This window comes from Lichenibacterium ramalinae, from assembly GCF_004137085.1.
GTDB lineage: Bacteria > Pseudomonadota > Alphaproteobacteria > Rhizobiales > Beijerinckiaceae > Lichenihabitans > Lichenihabitans ramalinae.
This window is the reverse complement of record NZ_QYBC01000013.1, coordinates 70,307-84,956: the sequence shown is the minus strand read 5'-3', so window position 1 is coordinate 84,956 and position 14,650 is coordinate 70,307. Positions and strand designations below refer to the sequence as shown.

Here is a 14,650-nt window from a genome sequence, read left to right as displayed (position 1 = left end):
GCGCCCCGGGCCTGATGATCGCCGCGACCCGCTCGGGCTCGGGCAAGACGGTGCTGACGCTCGGGCTGATGCGCGCGCTCGCCCGCCGCGGCTTGCGGGTCGCCGGGCGCAAGAACGGCCCCGACTACATCGACCCCGCCTTCCACGCCGCCGTGACGGGGCGGCCGAGCTACAACCTCGACAGCTGGTCCATGCCGCCGGACCTGCTGCGGCGGCTCGCCGCGGCGGACGACGCCGACCTCGTGGTCTGCGAGGGCTCCATGGGGCTCTTCGACGGCGTGCCGGCCGACGACGGCAGCGGCGGCTCCTCGGCCGACGTCGCCGCATTGGCGGGCTGGCCGGTCGTCATGGTGCACGATTGTTCGGGCCAGTCGCAATCGGCCGCCGCGCTGCTGGCGGGCTGCGCCGCCTACGACCCGCGCATCCGGGTCGCCGGCGTCATCCTCAACCGCATCGCCAGCGAGCGGCACCGGCGCCTCGTCGCCGACGCGGTGGCGCGGGTCGGCCTGCCGGTGCTGGGTTCGGTGCCCCGCACCGAGCGGCTGGCGCTGCCCGAACGCCACCTCGGCCTCGTGCAGGCCGGCGAAACCGGCGACCTCGAGCCGCGGGTGGAGGCGGCCGCCGACGTCGTGGCCGAACACGTCGACCTCGACGCCCTGATGGCGGTGGCGGGCCTTCCCGCCGACGTTGCGGCCGGGGGCCCGCCCGCCGGAGGGGACGCCGGTGTTCCGCTCCGCCCGCCCGGTCAGCGGATCGCGGTGGCGCGCGACGCGGCGTTCTCGTTCCTCTACCCGCACGTGCTCGACGGATGGCGCGCCGCCGGGGCGGAACTCGCCTTCTTCTCGCCCCTGGCCGACGAGGCGCCGCCGGCGGGTTGCGACGCCTGCTGGCTGCCGGGCGGCTACCCGGAGCTGCAGGCCGGCCGCATCGCGGCGGCGGCGCGCTTCCTCGCCGGCCTGCGGGCCTTCGCCGGCGCCCATCCGGTCCACGGCGAGTGCGGCGGCTACATGGTGCTGGGGCAGGGGCTGGTGGACGGCGAAGGCGCGCGCCACGCCATGGCGGGGTTGCTCGGCGTCGAGACGAGCTTCGCCCGGCGCAAGCTCAACCTCGGCTACCGCGACGCCACCACCCTGGTGTCGTCGGGGCTGGGCCCCGCCGGCACGCGCCTGCGCGGCCACGAGTTCCACTACGCCACGGTGCTGGACCGCGGCGGCGACGACCCCCTGGCGATGGCTACCGACGCCTACGGTGCCGTGCCGGCACCGGCCGGCAGCCGTCGCGCAAATGTCACAGGCACGTTCTTCCACGCGTTGGCGGAACGTCACGGGTCGTTAAAACTTCCGTCATGTTTAAGGCCCTGTTAATTTTCGCGGCGCGATCCTAGGGGAACCGAGCCAGTCCCGATCGCGCCGCGAGGTGTTCCGCATGTGCCGATGGATCGCCTACCAGGGTGAACCCACCTTCCTCGACGCCCTCGTGGCCGAGCCCGCCCACTCGCTGATCGCGCAGTCGCTGTGCTCCGTCGAGGCCAAGGTGGTGACCAACGGCGACGGCTTCGGCATCGGCTGGTACGGCGACCGCGACCGCCCCGGCGTGTACCGGGAGGTGCGGCCCGCCTGGTCGGACGAGAACCTGCGCAACCTGTGCCACCAGGTGAAGGCGTCGGTGTTCTTCGCCCACGTGCGGGCGTCGACCGGGCCCGCCATCGCGCGCGCCAACTGCCACCCCTTCACGGTGGGGCGGCTGATGTTCATGCACAACGGCCAGATCGGCCAGTTCTGCGCCATCAAGCGCCGGGTCGAGGCGATGATCCCGGACGACCTCTACCACCACCGCTCCGGCACCACGGACTCGGAGGCGCTGTTCCTCGCCGCCTTCGCCCACGGCCTCGCCGCCGACCCGATCGGCGGCATGGCGGCGACGCTCCACGCCGTGCACGGGCTGATGCTGAAGGCGGGCCTGCGCGAAGCGTTGCGCTTCACCGCCTGCCTGACCGATGGCCGGGACCTCTACGCCTTTCGCTGGGCGTCGGACGGCCGCGCCCCGACGCTGTATTGGCGCCAGAACCACGGCAACCTCGTCGTCGTGTCGGAGCCGCTCGACGGGGACCGCACGCAGTGGAGCGAAGTCCCGCAAGGCTGCGTGCTGGTGGCCCGCTCCGGCCGCCCGGCCGTGCTGCACGGCTTCGACGCGACCGTGACGGGCACCGCCAAGGCCGCCTGACGCCCGGCCCCGCCCGGGCGCGGGGCCGCCGGCCCCTGACGATGCCGTCCTCCCCCGCTCCGGCGGGGACGGTGGGGCATGTGAAGAAACCTTCATCCGCGGCGCCACTTGCGCCCCCTGGTAGCGCGTCCAATCTGGTGGACGCGCGCCGCTGGGGTGCGCCGCCCGATTCGGGCGTGACGACCGAGGACACTGACATGCGTGGACTGATCGTTTCGGCGCTGTGCGCCGGCGCCCTCCTGGCTGCGCCCGCGGCCGCCGAGGCCAAGGGCTGCATCAAGGGCGCGCTCGTGGGCGGCCTCGCCGGCCATGCCGTGGGCCACGGCATCCTGGGCGCCGTGGGTGGCTGCGCCGCCGGCCGCGCCCTCGCCAATCGCAGGACCGTCACGCCGGCCGCCCGGCCGATGGTGCCGGCCGTCGCCCCCACCATCGCTCCCGCCGTCCGGTGATGGCGCGGGTCGCGCCGCGCGGTCCCGAGGATCCGCGGCGCGACCCTTCGGGCTTTGGGCGCGACCCTTCCCCCTTTGGGCGCGACCCTTCCGGCTTTGATTGACTTCGCGGGAGCGCGACCCTTATATGCGCCACGAATTTCGAGCCTGTCGGCGCAACGCTGCCGCAGGCTTTCGGCGCGTTTCGACGCGGCGCGGAATCGCTATCGAACGAGAGGGTCGCCGTTCCACGCCGAGAGGGCGCGAGGTGCCCCGCGGTGAAAACGGAGCAGGACAGTGAAGCGGACCTATCAACCCAGCAAGATCGTGCGCAAGCGCCGCCACGGCTTCCGGGCTCGCATGGCCACCGTCGGTGGCCGCAAGATCATCGCCGCTCGTCGCGCCCGCGGCCGCAAGCGCCTCTCGGCCTGAGAGCTTGTGAATGGATGCCCTTCCGGCGCGGCCCGGGGACGACGTTCCCGGTGTCGTCGAAGGGCAGCCGAGCCGCAACGTCGGGTCTCCGGTCCCGGCGAGGCTCAAGGTACGCCCGGATTTCCTCCGGGCCGCATCGGGGGGGCGGGTTCATTCCCGCTCGCTCAGCCTGCAGGTCTACCGCCGCCGGGACGGAGACGCGTCTCCCGAGACCGGGGCCCGCGTCGGCCTGACGGTGACCAAGAAGGCCGGCAATGCGGTCGAGCGCAACCGGATCAAGCGGCGCTTCCGGGAAGCGCTGCGCGCCCCCGGCCTCGCAGCCCTGCCGGACCACGACTACGTGATCGTCGCCCGCCGCGACGCGCTCGCCGCGCCCTTCGCGGCCCTGTTGGGCGAGGTCAGGCGCTGCCTGGCCGATGCCGCCAAGGGCCGGGATGCCGGCAAGGGTCGCGCGCGGGGCGGCTCCGGGCCGCGCCGCAAGCCCGGCGCCGGGCGCGGGGGCGAGGCCGGGTCTTACACCCCCCATCCATGACCATCTCTTCGCGGAGCCTCGCCGTCCCGTCGGGCGCGTCGGCAGTCCGGACCCAGGCAGCGTGACGCACCATGAAAGATGAACACAAGAACGTCTATGTCGCGATCGCCCTGTCCATCCTGGTGATCATCGGCTGGAATTTCTTCTACGGCTATCCCCAGATGCAGAAGCAGCGCCAGCTGCAGCAGCAGACCGCCGCCACGCCGGTGCCGGGCGCCGCGACGCCGGTGACGGAGAAGGATGCCCAGGCGTCGCGCGAACTGGCGCAGCAGCCCGCGGCCTCCCCGCCGAACGGCGCCGCCTCGCAGCCCGCCGCCGGCATGGCGCCCGTCGAGGTGCAGAAGACCCGGGCCGCCGCCGTCGCCGCCAACCCCCACGTCGTGATCGACACGCCCGCCATCGCGGGATCGGTGGACCTCAAGGGCGGACGCATCGACGACGTCGCCCTCAAGGACTACCACGAGACCACCGACCGGCAGAGCCCGATCATCGAGCTGTTCTCGCCCTCGAACGCCCCCCATCCCTATTACGCCGAGACGGGCTTCGTGGCGGCCTCTGGCGAGACGGCCGCCATGCCGGGTCCCTCCACGGTCTGGACTGCCGACGGCGACCGGCTGACGCCCGACAAGCCCGTGACCCTCACTTGGGACAACGGCCAGGGCCTCCTGTTCCACAGGGCCATCTCGGTCGACAGCCAGTACATGTTCACCGTGAAGGATTCGGTGACGAATTCCGGCACCGCCCCCGTCAACCTGCTGCCCTACGCCCTCATCTCGCGCCACGGCACGCCGGTGACGTCGAACTATTCGGTCCTGCACGAGGGTCTCGTCGGCGAGATCGGCGACAACCGCGAGACCGACATCACCTATGCCGCCATGGACAAGGAGACGGGCAACTCGCGCACGCTCGACGGCACCGGCGGCTGGCTCGGCATCACCGACAAGTACTGGGCGGGCGTGATCGCTCCCCAGCAGGATCTGCCCTACAAGGGCCGCTTCTCGTCCTTCGCCGACAATGCCAACCGCGACTACCAGACCGACGCCCTGCTGCCGGCCCGCACCGTCGCGCCGGGCGCCAGCACCGACGTCACCACCCGGGTCTTCGCCGGCGCCAAGGTGACGGCCGTCCTCAACAAATACGAGAAGGACTACGGCATCCGGAACTTCGGCAACCTCATCGACTGGGGTTGGTTCTACTTCATCACCAAGCCGCTGTTCCAGGTCCTCGACTGGTTCTACAAGCTCACCGGCAACTTCGGTGTGGCGATCCTGATCGTGACGGTGCTGATCAAGGGGATCTTCTTCCCCCTGGCAAACAAGTCCTACATGTCGATGGCCAAGATGAAGCAGCTGCAGCCGCAGCTGGCGGCCCTGAAGGAGCGCTTTCCCGACGACAAGCAGAAGCAGCAGGAAGCCACCATGAAGCTCTACCGGGAGCAGAAGGTGAACCCGGTGGCGGGCTGTCTGCCGATGGTCATCCAGATCCCGGTGTTCTTCGCGCTCTACAAGGTGATCTTCATCACCATCGAGATGCGCCACGCGCCCTTCTTCGGCTGGATCCACGACCTGTCGGCGCCCGATCCGACCTCCATCTTCAATTTCGCCGGCGTGCTGCCCTACGATCCCGGCGCCGTGCCGCTCATCGGCCACTTCCTCACCATCGGCATCTGGCCGGTGATCATGGGCTTCTCCATGTTCCTGCAGATGAAGATGAACCCCGAGCCGCCGGACCCGGTCCAGAAGACCATGTTCTCCTGGATGCCGGTGATCTTCACCTTCATGCTCGGCACCTTCCCGTCGGGGCTGGTGATATACTGGACCTGGAACAACACCCTGTCGGTGGTGCAGCAGTACCTGATCGCCAAGAAGGCGGGCGCCAAGGTGGAGCTGTGGGGCAACCTGTCCAACATGGTGCGGAAGACCAAGCGTGTCTGACCCCGAGGGCGCGGCGGGGCCGGGCGATCCGCCGGCCCGCGACCTCGCCGAGGCGGGCCGCCTGCTCTTCGCGCGGGAATGCCTCTTCTTCGCCGGCGCCACGTCGGTCGAGATCCTGCCGCCCATCACCCGGCCCGAGATCGCCTTCGCGGGCCGGTCGAATGTCGGCAAATCGTCACTCGTCAATGCCATGACGGGCCGCAAGACGCTGGCCCGGGTGTCCCACACGCCCGGCCGCACCCAGCAGCTCAACTTCTTCGACCTCGGCGGCCACCTCAACATCGTCGACATGCCGGGCTACGGCTATGCCGCCGTGTCCAAGACCAAGATCGCCGAATGGGGCGTGCTGATCGAAAGCTACCTGCGGGGCCGCACCTCGCTGCAGCGCGTCTACCTCCTCGTCGACGCACGCCACGGCTTCAAGGAGGTGGACCACGCCCAGATGACGGCCTTCGACCGGGCCGCCGCCTCCTACCAGGTGGTGCTGACCAAGGGCGACGCCGTGAAGGCGGCGGACCGCGCGGCCCGGGTGGCCGAGACCGAGGCCGCCCTCGCCAAGCACCCGGCCGCCTATCCGCAGGTGATCCTCACCTCGTCGGAGACCGGGGCCGGAATACCGGAAATGCGCGAAAGCGTCGCCCGGCTCCTGGCCGAACGCGGGGCTCTCGCGCTAAAGCTTTGACGTCCGCCGCGCCCCAGCGCCCCGGGCGACCGACCGCCAGCCGACGGATCTGTGAACCATGACGGACGTGGAAAAGGGCAGCCCGGCGGAACGCGCCGAGATCCTCACCCAGGCGCTGCCCCACATGCTGCGCTACGACGACGCCATCGTGGTGGTGAAATACGGCGGCCATGCCATGGGCGACGAGGCCACGGCGCGCTCCTTCGCGCGCGACATGGTGCTGCTCGAACAGTCGGGCGTGAACCCCGTGGTGGTCCACGGCGGCGGCCCGCAGATCGGCGCCATGCTGAAGAAGCTCGGCATCCAGTCGCAGTTCTCGAACGGGCTCCGGGTCACCGACAAGCCCACGATCGAGATCGTCGAGATGGTGCTCTGCGGCTCCATCAACAAGCAGATCGTCGGCTTCATCAACGCCGAGGGCGGCCGGGCCATCGGGCTCTGCGGCAAGGACGGCAACATGGTCACGGCGACCAAATACGAGGTGCCGGCCGATGCCGGCAGCGACGGCGACCACGGCGTCGACCTCGGCTTCGTCGGCGACCCGTCCCGGGTCGACACCACGGTGCTCGACCAGGTGCTGGGCCGCGAACTTATCCCCGTGCTGGCCCCGGTGGCGCAGGGCAGCGACGGCGCCACCTACAACGTCAACGCCGACACCTTCGCGGGCGCCATCGCGGGCGCCCTCAAGGCCAAGCGCCTGCTGCTGCTCACCGATGTCCCGGGCGTCCTCGACAAGGACAAGACGCTCATCAAGGAACTGTCGGTCGACGCCATCCGCGAGCTCATCGCCGACGGCACCATCACGGGCGGCATGATCCCCAAGGTCGAGACCTGCATCTACGCGTTGGAGCAGGGCGTCGAGGGCGTGGTGATCCTCGACGGCAAGGTGCCGCATTCGGTGCTGCTCGAACTGCTGACGGACCACGGCGCCGGGACGCTCATCACCCGGTGACGGAACAGCCCGCAGACGCCGCCGTCCGGGACGTGCTGGACGGTGCCGAGGCCGCCGAGCGGGTCCTGGCGTCGAGGCCGCGGCTTCCGGCGTCGGTCCGGGCCCGCTTCGCCCACGTCGACACCTGGGTGTTCGACCTCGACAACACGCTCTACCCGGCCGGCAGCGCGGTCTGGCCGGCGATCGACGAGCGCATCACCCGGTGGCTCGCCGACCTCATGGGGATCGACGGCCTGACGGCGCGCGGCCTGCAGAAATATTACTACCGCCGCTACGGCACGACGCTGAAGGGCCTGATGGAGGACCACGCCGTCGCGCCCGAGGCCTTCCTGTCCTTCGTGCACGACATCGACCGCTCGTCGCTCGCCCCCAATCCCGCGCTGGTCGAGGCCGTGGCGGCGCTGCCGGGGCGCAAGCTGATCCTCACCAACGGCTCGAAGGACCACGCGCTGCGGACCACGGAACGGCTCGGCTTCGCCGCCGGGGGCTTCGAGGCGGTCTTCGACATCGTGTCGGCCGACCTCGTCCCCAAGCCCGAGGCCGCCGCCTACGAGCGGTTCTTCCTCCTCCACGACGTCGACCCGCGCCGCGCCGCGATGTTCGAGGACCTCGGCAAGAACCTCGTGGTGCCGCATGCTCGCGGCATGGCGACCGTGCTGGTGGTGCCGCCGACCACGGCCGAGGACGGGCGCGAGCCCTGGGAGCGCCTCGGCGCGGATGCGTCCCACGTCGACGCCGCCACCGACGACCTCGCGGCCTTTCTGGTGGGGCTCGAACTCGGGATCGTGCGGGGGACGTAGCGCCTTCTCCCGCGGGCGGGAGAAGGCCCGGCATGTCAGTCCTTGGCGCGCTCGACGTAGCTGCCGTCTTCCGTCTGGATGACGATGCGGGTGCCGGGCTGGATGTGGGGCGGCACCATGGCGCGGGCGCCGTTGGACAGCTTGGCGGGCTTGTAGGAGGAGGACGCCGTCTGGCCCTTCATGGCGGGCTCGGTTTCCACCACCTCGAAGGTGACGCGCTGGGGCAGGGTGGCGGAGACGGCGGTCTCGTTGAAGATCGACAGCTGGACCTTCATGCCTTCCTGGAGATACTGCGCCTGCGTGCCGAGCACGTCGGCCGGCACCACCACCTGCTCGAAGTTCTCCTCGTTCATGAAGGTGAAGCCGTCGGCGTCCTGGTACAGGAACGAGAAGTTCATGTCCTCGACGTGGGCGCGCTCGACCTGCTCGGTGGTCTTGTAGCGGTCCGACACCTTCACGCCGTCGCTGATGCGCCGCATGTCGATCTGCGTGGTGGGGGTGCCCTTGCCGGGGTGGAAGGACTCGGCGCTGAGGACGGCGTAGAGCTGCCCGTCCTTCTCGAGGATGTTGCCCTTGCGAACCGAGCTGGCGATGACTCTCACGGGTGATTGACCTTCGAAAAATTGCTAAGCGGTCCGGGCGTGTTTCAGCCGGACGCGCAATCGGCCGGCACCATAGCGATTTCGTCCCATTTGACCAGAGTCTCGAGTCCCCAGCGCTTGTCCTCCGCCTCGCCGTCCCCGTCCCCCGCCTGGTCGCCGCACGTCTATGCCGACCGGCGCCCCTTCCTGCTGGCGCGCGGCCGCATCGCCGCGGCGCTGCGGGCCTGGTTTGCCGCCCGGGACTTCCTGGAGGTCGAGACGCCGGTCCTGCAGGTGTCGCCCGGCAACGAGGCCCATCTCGAGGCCTTCGCGACCGACCTCGTGGGCCCCGACGCCGCGCCGCGGCGGCGCTACCTCCACACGTCGCCGGAATTCGCCATGAAGAAGCTGCTGGCGGCGGGTGAACCGCGGCTCTTCACGCTGGCGCGGGTGTTCCGCAACGGCGAGCGCAGCGCCACCCACCACCCCGAGTTCACCATGCTGGAATGGTACCGGGCGGCCGAGCCCTACGAGGCGCTGATGCGGGACTGCGGCGCGCTGCTCGCCGCCGCCGCCGAGGCCGCAGGGTCCCGGCTCTGGCACCACCGGGGCCGCAGCTGCGACCCCTTCGCCGCGCCCGAGCGGCTCGACGTGGCGGAAGCCTTCGCCCGCCACGCCGGCATCGACCTGCCGGCGACCCTCGCGGGGCCGGAGCCCGACCGCGACGCCCTCGCGGCGGGCGCCGTGCGCGCCGGCCTGCGGGTCGCCGAGGACGACAGCTGGTCGGACGTCTTCAGCCGGGTGCTCAGCGCCTGCGTCGAGCCGCACCTCGGGCTCGGCCGCCCGACCCTGCTCGACCGCTATCCGGCGCCCGAGGCGGCCCTGGCGCGGCCGAGCCCCGGCGATCCGCGCACGGCGGAGCGTTTCGAGCTCTACTGCTGCGGCGTCGAGCTCGCCAACGGCTTCGGCGAACTCACCGACGCCGCCGAGCAGCGCCGTCGCTTCGTCGCCGCCATGGCGGGCCGGGCCGCGCGAGGCCAGGAGGCCTACCCGCTCGACGAGGATTTCCTCGCCGCCCTGGCCGCCATGCCCGAGGCCAGCGGCATCGCGCTCGGCTTCGACCGGCTGGTGATGCTGGCGGCCGGGGCGCCGCGCATCGAGGACGTGCTGTGGCTGCCGGTGGCGGACGCGTGAGCGCCACCCTCCGCACGCCCGCCGACCTCGCCGGTGCCGGCCTGATCGGCGTCGCCGAGGCGGCCGCGCTGGCCCCGGTGGCGGAGCGCTACGCCGTCGCGGTGTCGCCCGCCATGGCGGCGCTGATCGACCCCGCCGACCCTGCCGACCCCATCGCCCGCCAGTTCGTGCCGCGCCCGGCGGAGCTCGACCGGCGCCCCGAGGAACTCGAGGACCCGATCGGCGACGCCGCCCACAGCCCCGTGCCGGGCATCGTGCACCGCTACCCGGACCGGGCGTTGCTGACATTGCTCTACGTCTGCCCGGTCTATTGCCGGTTCTGCTTCCGCCGCGAGCGGGTGGGGCCCGGCGCCGACGCCGTGCTGCCGCCCGACCGGATCGCGGCGGCGCTGGACTACATCGCGGGCCAGCCGGCGATCTGGGAGGTCATCCTCACGGGCGGCGACCCGCTCGCGCTGTCGCCCCGGCGCATCGCCGACGTCATGGCGCGGCTCGCCGCCATGCCGCATGTCAGGATCGTGCGCTTCCACACGCGCGTGCCGGTGGTGACGCCCGAGGCCGTGACGCCGGAGCTGGTGGCGGCCCTCGGCGCTTCGGGCAAGACCACCTATGTGGGGCTGCACTGCAACCACCCGCGCGAGCTGACGGCCGCCGCCCGCGAGGCCTGCGGGCGCCTCCTCGACGCGGGACTGGCGCTGGTCAGCCAGACCGTGCTGCTGCGCGGCGTCAACGACGATGCCGAAACGCTGGCGACGCTGATGCGCGCCTTCGTGGAACTCAGGATCCGCCCCTATTACCTGCACCACGGCGACCTCGCGCCCGGCACCGCGCACCTGCGGGTGCCGCTGGCGGAAGGCCAGGCGCTGATGCGGGCGCTGCGCGGGCGGGTGTCGGGCCTGTGCCAGCCCACCTACGTGCTCGACATCCCGGGCGGCCACGGCAAGGTGCCGGTGGGGCCCGGCTACATCGCCGACGGCGCCGTCACGGACCCCTGGGGCGCGTCCCACGCCTACGAGGGCTGAAGCGCGGCCCGCGCCTCCGGACGGCGGCGGCGCCCGCCGCCCGTCAGGGCTTGCGGGTGGCGACGAGGTCGAGGTCGACCGTCACGTCGAGCGCCACATAGTCTGCCGACGCCCAACTGCCCTGGCCGACGCCGAAATCCGTGCGGACCAGCTTGGCGTGGCCGACGGCATGGGCCTGGTCGCCGGCGATCGTGAGGGTGAAGGGCAGCACCACGTCCTTGCCGACGCCGCGCAGCGTCAGCTTGCCGGCGGTCTCGTAGCTGTCGCCGCCCTTGGGCACGAAGCCCGTGGCCTCGAAGGTGGCCTTGGCGAAGCCTGCGGCGTCGAACCAGTCGCTGCCCGGCAGGGCCTCGTCCTTCTGCGGGTCGTCGGTGGTGGCGCTGGCCGTGTCGACGGTGGCGAGGACGTGGCCGGACTCGGGATGGGCCGGGTCGAAGTCGATCGCCGCCGTCCAGGTCTTGAAGCGCCCCGTGAAGGGTGCGCCGGTCTGGGCGCCCGAGAAGCCGAGCCGGCTCTTGGCCGGGTCCACCGTCCAGGTGGCGGCCTCGGCGGAGCCGGCGATGGCGAGGAGCAGGGCGGCGGCGGCGAAGGTCGATCGCATCAGGGGAGCCTCTCGGTGGAGCGGCGGCCGAACCACGGCAGCCCGGGGATCATGCGGCGCAGCACGTCGTCGCGCAGCACGAGGTGGTGGCCCAGCGCCGCGCCGGCATGGAGCAGGACGAGGGCGATCAGCGCATAGGCGCCGTAGGCATGGAGGAAGCCCAGCACCGGCGCGGCCTGCGCCTTGCTCCAGCCGAACCAGGCTGTGACGGGGATGTGGGGCCAGGGCAGGACGCCGTACAGCACCGTCGGGATGTTCAGCGGCGCGACCGACACCAGCGCCCAGCCGACGAGCGGCATGCCGATCATCAGCCCGTATAGCAGCAGGTGCGTGCCTTCGGCGGCGCCCTTCTCCCAGGCCGGCATGTGGCCCGGCAGGGCAGGCGGGCGGTGGGTGAAGCGCCACAGCAGGCGCAGCAGGGCGGCGGCCAGGACCGTGATGCCGACCGACTTGTGGAGCTGGTAGAGCTTGAACTTCATCAGGGGCGCCAGCGGCGCATGCACCATGGCGAGGCCCATGGCCAGCATGGCCAGGATGCCGAGGCCGATGGTCCAGTGCAGCGCGATCGCCACCCAGCCGTAGCGTGGCGAGGCGCCACGCCGCGGGGCGGCACGGGAGGGGACGGCGGTTGCGGTCATGGCGGGGCCTCCCGGGCGGGTCCCCGGCCGGCACGGGCCGGCCGGGGCGGATGCGGTCGCTGGCTTGGTCTTGGTCGCTTACTTGGTCTTCTCGAAGGCGGCGTCGATGTCGAGGTCGACGGCGTCGCTGACCATCGGCACGTAGGTCTTCACGCCGAAGTCGGCCCGCTTGATCGTGCCCTTGGCCTCGAAGCCGCTGGTATAGTGCTTGTTCACCATGTTGACGCCGGCGCCGTTCAACTTGACCTTGAGGGTCAGGGGCTTGGTGACGCCGTGGAGGGTGAAGTCGCCGGTCACGTCGGCCGTGTCGGCGCCGGTGGCGACGACCTTGGTGGACTTGAAGGTGATCTCGGGGAACTTCGCGGCGTCGAGCCACTGGGCGCCGTCGAGCTCCTCCTTGAGCTTGGCGTTGGGCACCATGACGCTGTTCGTCGCGATGGTGATGTCGACCTTCGAGGCGTCCGGCTTGGCGGGGTCGAGCGTCATGGTGCCCGAAACCTTGCGGAACTCGCCGTCATACTTGGTGAAGCCGAAATGCGACACGTCGAACCGCACGCGGGTGTGCTCGGGCTCGATCGTGTAGGTGCCGGCCTCGACCTTGGCGCCGTCGGTGACGAGGCCCTGGGCGAAGGACGGGAGGGCCGCGGCGGCGAGCAGCGCGGAGGCGAGGAGGATCGTCTTCATGGACGGGGCACCTTGTCGATGGGCGTGGCGGCACGGCCGCCACTGGCGCTTCGGTCTAGCCTCGATGGTTCCGGGGCGAAACCGGCAAAACTTCGGCAGCGGCCATCGAGAATTTCGATAGGTCAGCCGTCGAGGCAGGCCAGCGTGCCACCGTCGGGCGCCAGGCCGCGGATGTGGCGGCGATGCCAGAGCGCGAAGAAGAGCAGGCGCCAGGCCAGCAGGCGGTGGGCCTTGTCGGGGCTGACGAAGACCTGGCGCACCGTCGCCGGGCGGCAGAGTTCGGCGATGCCGGGCTCGCGCGCCACGAGGTCGCCGAGCCGCGCGCCGTCGCGCGCGATCCATTCGCCGACCGGCACGGTGAAGCCGAGCTTCTTGGCGAAGGGTTTGGCGGTGGGGTTGGCGTCGGCCAGCCAGCGGCGCAGCAGGTACTTGCCCTGACCGCCCCGCAGCTTCAGCCCGTTCGGCAGCGCGAAGCCGAAATCCGCCACCGCCCGGTCGAGCAGCGGTGTCCGCCCTTCGAGGCCGAAATGCATCAGGCATCGGTCCACCGCCACCAGGACGGAATGGGGCAGCCAGTCGGCGAAGTCGAGCGCCTGGGCGCGCTGCAACCCGTTGAAGGCGTGGGTGGCGGTTTCGGCCTCGGCGGCCGCGATGCCGTCGCGCCATCCCGCCATGGGCGTCCGGAACAGGTCGAGCCCGTCGCAGGGGCCCTTGCGGCGGCGCGGCCGTCCGCCGAGCCAGCGCGGCAGGGCCTGGCGCCGGTAGCGGCTGTAGCCGGCGAAGATCTCGTCGCCGCCGACGCCGCAGAGCACGACCTTGACGTCCTCGGCGGCCCGTTCGGCCAGGAGGAAGTTCGGCACCACGGCGTAATCCGCCACGGGGTCGTCGAGGCAGGCGGCGATCTCGGGCAGGCGGGCGAAGAAGGCTTCGGCCGTGATGGGCAGCTCGGTGTGGCGGGCCCCCGCGGCCCGGGCCATGGCGGCGGCCGTCTCGCGCTCGTCGTGCACGCCCGTCTCCGGGAAGGCGGCCGTGTAGGAGCGCACCGGGGCGGCGTCGAGCCGCGTCATGGCGGTCAGCACCGTCGCGGAATCGATGCCGCTCGACAGGAACAGGCCGTAGGGCACGTCGGAGCGCTCGTGCAGCGCGACGCTGTCCATCACCACGCGGTCGATGGCGGCGAGCGCGGCCCGCTCGGGCTGGCGCCGCACCGTTTCGGGCAGCACCGGCGGGGCCCGGCGCCGCTCGACGATCTCGCCGCCCTCGACCACCAGGATCTCGCCCGGCAGCACGCGGGCGATGCCGGCGAAGATCGTGTCGCGCCCCGTGGTGAACTGCAGCTGCAGCAGTTCGTGGGCGGCTTCCGGCCGGATGGCCTGATGGTTGGCGCCCGAAGCCGCGCGGCGTGCCGCCACGATGGCCTGGGGTTCCGACGCGAAGAGCAGGCCGTCGGGGTCGGCCGCGTAATAGAGCGGCTTGATGCCGAAGGGGTCGCGCGCCAGCACGACGCGGCCCCGCCCGGGGTCGTGCAGGGCCAGGGCGAACATGCCCCGGACCTCGGCGAGGAAGTCGAGCCCGTGGCGGTCGTAGAGGGCCAGGAGCGGCTCGCAGTCGCCCTGCGTCCGCCACGGCACGCCCGGCAGGGCGGCGCGGAGCTCGACGTAATTGTAGATCTCGCCGTTGACCACCAGGGCGCGCCCGGCGCCGTCGTGCAGCGGCTGGTCGCCGGTGGCGAGGTCGATGATGGCGAGACGCGCGTGGTGGAACCCGACGTCCCCGGCCACATGGTCGTGCGCGCCGTCCGGCCCGCGATGCGCGACGGCCCGACCCATGGCGGCGAGGCGCTCGCGCGGGACGGCGGCGCCGCCCCGCATCATCATCCCGGCAATGCCGCACATGGGATCCCCCGGCTCCTCGTCCTCGCCCGCCCCGGGTTAGCGGAGGCGGCCG

General features: G+C 71.7%; 16 protein-coding genes. 11 read left to right on the top strand and 5 right to left on the bottom strand.

Annotated elements, in window-relative coordinates; genetic code table 11:
* Window positions 1-14: 14 nt before the first annotated feature.
* The 9 genes from D3272_RS16005 (at window position 15) to D3272_RS15965 (ending at window position 7,983) form a co-directional block, all read left to right on the top strand.
* Complete coding sequence (locus tag D3272_RS16005; RefSeq protein ID WP_129220306.1) at window positions 15-1,364, top strand: cobyrinic acid a,c-diamide synthase CobB; 1,350 nt, start codon at window positions 15-17, stop codon at window positions 1,362-1,364.
* 61 nt (window positions 1,365-1,425) lie between these two features.
* Window positions 1,426-2,223: a class II glutamine amidotransferase gene (locus D3272_RS16000; RefSeq protein ID WP_129220212.1), complete on the top strand. Its 798-nt coding sequence runs from the start codon at window positions 1,426-1,428 to the stop codon at window positions 2,221-2,223.
* A 197-nt stretch (window positions 2,224-2,420) separates the two neighbouring features.
* Window positions 2,421-2,672 (top strand): hypothetical protein, encoded by a 252-nt coding sequence (locus D3272_RS15995; protein WP_245496607.1) that lies wholly within the window; start codon window positions 2,421-2,423, stop codon window positions 2,670-2,672.
* Between the two features lie 276 nt (window positions 2,673-2,948).
* The gene (rpmH, locus tag D3272_RS15990; RefSeq protein ID WP_074444741.1) at window positions 2,949-3,083 is read left to right on the top strand and encodes a 50S ribosomal protein L34; all 135 of its coding nucleotides are present in this window, start codon (window positions 2,949-2,951) and stop codon (window positions 3,081-3,083) included.
* Between the two features lie 10 nt (window positions 3,084-3,093).
* Entirely contained in the window at window positions 3,094-3,615 is a 522-nt protein-coding gene (gene rnpA / locus D3272_RS15985) for a ribonuclease P protein component (RefSeq protein ID WP_129220211.1), read from the top strand.
* A gap of 71 nt (window positions 3,616-3,686) precedes the next feature.
* Entirely contained in the window at window positions 3,687-5,549 is a 1,863-nt protein-coding gene (gene yidC, locus D3272_RS15980) for a membrane protein insertase YidC (RefSeq protein WP_129220210.1), read from the top strand.
* A complete protein-coding gene (yihA, locus tag D3272_RS15975; RefSeq protein WP_129220209.1) occupies window positions 5,542-6,231 on the top strand; it encodes a ribosome biogenesis GTP-binding protein YihA/YsxC in 690 nt (229 codons plus the stop codon). The genes yidC and yihA overlap by 8 nt, the downstream gene beginning before the upstream one ends.
* Before the next feature lie 58 nt (window positions 6,232-6,289).
* Complete coding sequence (argB, locus tag D3272_RS15970; protein ID WP_129220208.1) at window positions 6,290-7,183, top strand: acetylglutamate kinase; 894 nt, start codon at window positions 6,290-6,292, stop codon at window positions 7,181-7,183.
* A gap of 65 nt (window positions 7,184-7,248) precedes the next feature.
* On the top strand, window positions 7,249-7,983 hold the full coding sequence (locus D3272_RS15965; RefSeq protein WP_129220305.1) for a pyrimidine 5'-nucleotidase: 735 nt from the start codon (window positions 7,249-7,251) through the stop codon (window positions 7,981-7,983).
* Between the two features lie 35 nt (window positions 7,984-8,018).
* On the opposite strand, the gene efp is transcribed toward D3272_RS15965, so the two are convergent.
* On the bottom strand, window positions 8,019-8,585 hold the full coding sequence (gene efp, locus D3272_RS15960) for an elongation factor P (protein ID WP_129220207.1): 567 nt from the start codon (window positions 8,583-8,585) through the stop codon (window positions 8,019-8,021).
* A gap of 117 nt (window positions 8,586-8,702) precedes the next feature.
* On the opposite strand from efp, the gene epmA reads away from it, so the two are divergent.
* Both epmA and D3272_RS27380 read left to right on the top strand, forming a co-directional pair.
* Window positions 8,703-9,758, top strand: coding sequence for an EF-P lysine aminoacylase EpmA (epmA, locus tag D3272_RS27385; protein ID WP_245496606.1), 1,056 nt, complete (start codon window positions 8,703-8,705; stop codon window positions 9,756-9,758).
* Window positions 9,755-10,780: a lysine-2,3-aminomutase-like protein gene (locus D3272_RS27380; protein WP_165361380.1), complete on the top strand. Its 1,026-nt coding sequence runs from the start codon at window positions 9,755-9,757 to the stop codon at window positions 10,778-10,780. The genes epmA and D3272_RS27380 overlap by 4 nt, the downstream gene beginning before the upstream one ends.
* A 43-nt stretch (window positions 10,781-10,823) precedes the next feature.
* Here D3272_RS27380 and D3272_RS15950 read toward each other — a convergent pair whose 3' ends face one another.
* The 4 genes from D3272_RS15950 to asnB all read right to left on the bottom strand — a co-directional run bounded on the left by D3272_RS15950 (window position 10,824) and on the right by asnB (window position 14,598).
* The gene (locus tag D3272_RS15950; RefSeq protein ID WP_129220206.1) at window positions 10,824-11,381 is read right to left on the bottom strand and encodes a YceI family protein; all 558 of its coding nucleotides are present in this window, start codon (window positions 11,379-11,381) and stop codon (window positions 10,824-10,826) included.
* A complete protein-coding gene (locus D3272_RS15945) occupies window positions 11,381-12,019 on the bottom strand; it encodes a cytochrome b (RefSeq protein ID WP_129220205.1) in 639 nt (212 codons plus the stop codon). The genes D3272_RS15950 and D3272_RS15945 overlap by 1 nt, the downstream gene beginning before the upstream one ends.
* A 78-nt stretch (window positions 12,020-12,097) precedes the next feature.
* Entirely contained in the window at window positions 12,098-12,703 is a 606-nt protein-coding gene (locus D3272_RS15940) for a YceI family protein (protein WP_129220204.1), read from the bottom strand.
* A 122-nt stretch (window positions 12,704-12,825) separates the two neighbouring features.
* A complete protein-coding gene (gene asnB / locus D3272_RS15935) occupies window positions 12,826-14,598 on the bottom strand; it encodes an asparagine synthase (glutamine-hydrolyzing) (RefSeq protein WP_129220203.1) in 1,773 nt (590 codons plus the stop codon).
* Window positions 14,599-14,650 lie beyond the last annotated feature (52 nt).

Excerpts from the sequence above, each read along its gene's own strand:
- D3272_RS15950 (WP_129220206.1), bottom strand. The coding sequence starts at position 11,381 with ATGCGATCGACCTTCGCCGCCGCCGCCCTGCTCCTCGCCATCGCCGGC.
- D3272_RS15945 (WP_129220205.1), bottom strand. The coding sequence starts at position 12,019 with ATGACCGCAACCGCCGTCCCCTCCCGTGCCGCCCCGCGGCGTGGCGCC.
- D3272_RS15995 (WP_245496607.1), top strand. The coding sequence starts at position 2,421 with ATGCGTGGACTGATCGTTTCGGCGCTGTGCGCCGGCGCCCTCCTGGCT.
- D3272_RS16005 (WP_129220306.1), top strand. The coding sequence starts at position 15 with ATGATCGCCGCGACCCGCTCGGGCTCGGGCAAGACGGTGCTGACGCTC.
- rnpA (WP_129220211.1), top strand. The coding sequence starts at position 3,094 with ATGGATGCCCTTCCGGCGCGGCCCGGGGACGACGTTCCCGGTGTCGTC.
- D3272_RS16000 (WP_129220212.1), top strand. The coding sequence starts at position 1,426 with ATGTGCCGATGGATCGCCTACCAGGGTGAACCCACCTTCCTCGACGCC.
- argB (WP_129220208.1), top strand. The coding sequence starts at position 6,290 with ATGACGGACGTGGAAAAGGGCAGCCCGGCGGAACGCGCCGAGATCCTC.
- yidC (WP_129220210.1), top strand. The coding sequence starts at position 3,687 with ATGAAAGATGAACACAAGAACGTCTATGTCGCGATCGCCCTGTCCATC.
- D3272_RS15940 (WP_129220204.1), bottom strand. The coding sequence starts at position 12,703 with ATGAAGACGATCCTCCTCGCCTCCGCGCTGCTCGCCGCCGCGGCCCTC.
- asnB (WP_129220203.1), bottom strand. The coding sequence starts at position 14,598 with ATGTGCGGCATTGCCGGGATGATGATGCGGGGCGGCGCCGCCGTCCCG.